Source organism: [Phormidium] sp. LEGE 05292 (genome assembly GCF_015207735.1).
In the GTDB taxonomy this organism is placed as follows: domain Bacteria; phylum Cyanobacteriota; class Cyanobacteriia; order Cyanobacteriales; family Aerosakkonemataceae; genus Floridanema.
Genome location: NZ_JADEWG010000298.1, coordinates 1 through 2,843, shown reverse-complemented (window position 1 = coordinate 2,843; position 2,843 = coordinate 1). Strand labels below are relative to the sequence as shown.

General features: G+C 43.4%; 3 protein-coding genes. 2 read left to right on the top strand and 1 reads right to left on the bottom strand.

Going from position 1 to position 2,843, the window contains the following annotated elements; genetic code table 11:
* Window positions 1–38: 38 nt before the first annotated feature.
* Window positions 39–1,043, bottom strand: coding sequence for a DMT family transporter (locus IQ264_RS32065; protein ID WP_228061974.1), 1,005 nt, complete (start codon window positions 1,041–1,043; stop codon window positions 39–41).
* A 349-nt stretch (window positions 1,044–1,392) separates the two neighbouring features.
* Between IQ264_RS32065 and sppA the strand changes: the two genes are divergently transcribed.
* Together sppA and aroH are read left to right on the top strand one after the other, a co-directional pair.
* A complete protein-coding gene (gene sppA, locus IQ264_RS32060; RefSeq protein ID WP_193986743.1) occupies window positions 1,393–2,214 on the top strand; it encodes a signal peptide peptidase SppA in 822 nt (273 codons plus the stop codon).
* Window positions 2,215–2,394: 180 nt separating this feature from the next.
* The gene (aroH, locus tag IQ264_RS32055; protein WP_193986740.1) at window positions 2,395–2,790 is read left to right on the top strand and encodes a chorismate mutase; all 396 of its coding nucleotides are present in this window, start codon (window positions 2,395–2,397) and stop codon (window positions 2,788–2,790) included.
* Window positions 2,791–2,843 lie beyond the last annotated feature (53 nt).

Below are 2,843 nucleotides of genomic sequence, written 5' to 3'. Positions count from 1 at the left end.
CATCTCCCCATCTCCCCATCCCCCCATTCTCCTCTGCCTCAATTATCTAAATTCAGTTTGGTAGATGCTTCCACATTAGTAGGTTGAAGTTGTAACCACTTACCTAATCTATCGCGCTGATTTACTAAGTAAATACTGACTAAAGTTAGACTAACTCCCAACCATTGATGAGGTTGCAACATTTCTGAAAGGAAAAGATTGCCAAACAACAAAGCAAATACGGGAGTGAGGAAAGTTAGAGAACTCAGACTAGTTAAACTGCCACGAGAAGCAAAGTAGAAGAATAAACCATAAGCGATCGCACTACCAAAAATCGTCGCATAACTCAAAGCCATCCAACTAGACAAATCTAACCTTTGCCATTGCTGAGTTTCCCAAACAGCAGAAATTCCAAATAAAGGCAAACCACCCAAAATCATGTGCCAACCTGTAGCTACCACAGGATCGACATGGCGACTGACAAACCGAGAAATTACCGTTCCCACTGCCATAGACAGCGCCGCTAACAGCATTAACCATAGTCCACGATCGAATAAATTCACAATTAAAGCTTTAACATCAGTAAAGTCTCCAGGGATATTAGCCAGCATCCCTAATCCCAAATTTTCGTTAGTTGGATGCAACAACGCCGCAATCCATTCATCCGGCAAACCAATTAAACTAATTCCAAAAACCCCTATCCCTAATCCTAACCAACCCCACAAACCAATCTTTTCCCCAAACAGCAACAGAGATAAAACCGCCACAGCTAAAGGTTGGGAATCAATCATCACCGAACCTAAACCCGCACTGGTACGAACCAAACCTTCCGCTAAAAAACCTTGAAACAGTGCTGCATCAACCAAACCAAACAAAGCAATCCACAACCAAGCTAACAAAGTTCGAGGTTGAGATCTGCCAGTTAACATACAGAAAAGTAATACAAACACCCCCGCTGGCACCAAGCGTATTCCTGCCACAAAAAAAGGTGTTGTTTGTGGCATCACACCCTTCATCGCTACCATTGCGGTTCCCCAAAGGAAAAAAGGCGCAATCAGTAGCATAGAACCAAAAGGAACTCTAAATCGGTTGATATCTCCCTCTAAAGCGGTTTCTGCATTAACCGTCTCCATTGGAGATCCTAGATTAAAATCTTTTTCTAAATCAATTTGTGTCTCTTTTAAACTCATTTCTGGATAGGCAGCGTCGTTTATCATTAAATATCTTGATTGTACTGAATTATGTAGTTCTGTTAAGCAGATTACAAAGGGCAAACCAGGATTTATGGATTTACAGATGAGCAGGATTAATTAGGAAATCCTGGTTAAACTGTCCCTCCTCCCCAATCCTGTTACTTCTGCTTAGACTGGAGATAATAAGTATCTACGATCACCTTTAGATTTTTAATAGCTCATGATTTGGCCGTTTAAGCCTAAGTTTCGTAAACAAATAGCACGCATTGAAGTTTCAGGTGCGATCGCAGGTGCCACTCGCCAAAGAGTACTCGCAGCCCTGAAACTCGTAGAAGAAAGGCGTTTTCCTGCCTTACTGCTACGAATTGATAGTCCTGGCGGTACAGTAGGAGATTCCCAAGAAATTTACAGCGCCCTGAAGCGTTTGCAAGAAAAAGTCAAAATAGTCGCCAGTTTTGGCAATATTTCCGCCTCTGGTGGCGTTTATATCGGTATGGGTGCCCAGCATATCATGGCTAACCCAGGCACGATTACTGGTAGTATTGGCGTAATTTTGCGGGGAAATAACCTAGAACGCCTGTTGGATAAAATAGGTGTTTCCTTCAAAGTGATTAAATCTGGCCCTTATAAAGATATTTTGTCCTTCGATCGCGAACTGACAGAACCAGAAGAAAACATCTTGCAAGAATTGATTGATACAAGTTACCAACAATTCGTGCAAACCGTTGCTGAAGCAAGGCAATTAACTGTAGACGCAGTGAAAAGTTTTGCCGATGGCAGGATTTTTACTGGACAACAAGCCGTAGAATTAGGTGTAGTCGATCGTCTGGGAACCGAAGAAGATGCCCGTCGTTGGGCCGCAGAATTGGCAGGACTTGACCCAGAAAAAACTCGCTGTTACAACTTTGAAGAACGGAAACCGCTGTTAAGCCGTTTAATTTCTGGGGATCAACAGGACAGCACTGCTTTATCAGCCGGAATAAATTGGTTAGAATTTGAACTAAAGACAAGTGGACAACCTTTGTGGCTATATAGACCATAAGTTTAAACAATTTGGTACTTCGTAGGTTCAATTTGAGGTTTTGTTAATATTGCTGACGGCACTGCTGACTTTTCGGCAGTGCTTCAGTCATGATGGGAAAAAAGAGCGATCGATTCAAAAGCGATCGCCAACTTTAAAAAAATAGTTTGTTTATCTGTTTTAAATTAGGAGGATTTTTGCGTGGAGTGGCGAGTTAAGGCAATTCGTGGGGCGACAACTGTCACCGAAAATTCCGTGACAGCAATTAGCGAAGCAGTCTCAGAACTATTGGACGAACTAGAAGCGCATAATAATTTTGACCCTGACGATATTATTAGTGCCATTTTCTCCGCTACACGCGATCTAGATGCGATTTTCCCAGCTGCGATCGCCCGTCAACGCCCCCACTGGCAAAACGTTCCCTTACTAGATGTCCAGCAAATGCACGTCGAAGGCGGACTAGAACGCTGCATCCGTTTCCTAATTCACGTCAACGTACCCCATCCCGTAGAAATTTACCATCCCTACCTCCGTCAAGCCAAAAGCCTCAGACCAGACTGGAGTCTGAGAAATTCGCTTTTGAGTGCAGAATTTTAGGCAGAGGGCAGGGGAGCAGAGGGGCAGGGGAGATAAGGGGATAAGGGGACAAG

Coding starts and splice junctions, on each gene's coding strand:
- sppA (WP_193986743.1), top strand. CDS start 1,393: ATGATTTGGCCGTTTAAGCCTAAGTTTCGTAAACAAATAGCACGCATT.
- IQ264_RS32065 (WP_228061974.1), bottom strand. CDS start 1,043: ATGCTACTGATTGCGCCTTTTTTCCTTTGGGGAACCGCAATGGTAGCG.